Annotated in this window: 1 protein-coding gene; it reads right to left on the reverse strand. The window is 70.8% G+C overall.

The window, feature by feature from the left end:
* Positions 1-56 precede the first annotated feature (56 nt).
* A partial coding sequence (locus CH341_RS32100; protein ID WP_146604745.1) for a PhnE/PtxC family ABC transporter permease occupies positions 57-318 on the reverse strand: 262 nt, incomplete at its 5' end.

The raw sequence follows: 318 nt of genomic DNA on the forward strand, positions 1-318 counted from the left end.
GTTCGCGCGCTGACGCGCGCGCCCCGGAATGACCGGTTCCGACGCAAACCCGGTCCTCACTTCAGTCCGCGGCGCAGCGCGGCGCCGAGGCCGTCGACCAGCGTCACGCAGGCCAGCATGCAGATCAGGATCGCCGACACCTGGGCATAGTCGAGCACGCGGAGCGACGCGATCAGCTCGAAGCCGATGCCGCCGGCGCCGACCGCGCCCAGCACCGTGGAGGCGCGGAAATTGTACTCCCAGCGGTAGATCGTGGTGTCGGCGAGCTGCGGCATCACCTGCGCGACGACGGCGTGCCAGACCACCTGCGGCGTCGTC

The organism is Rhodoplanes roseus, from assembly GCF_003258865.1.
GTDB lineage: Bacteria > Pseudomonadota > Alphaproteobacteria > Rhizobiales > Xanthobacteraceae > Rhodoplanes > Rhodoplanes roseus.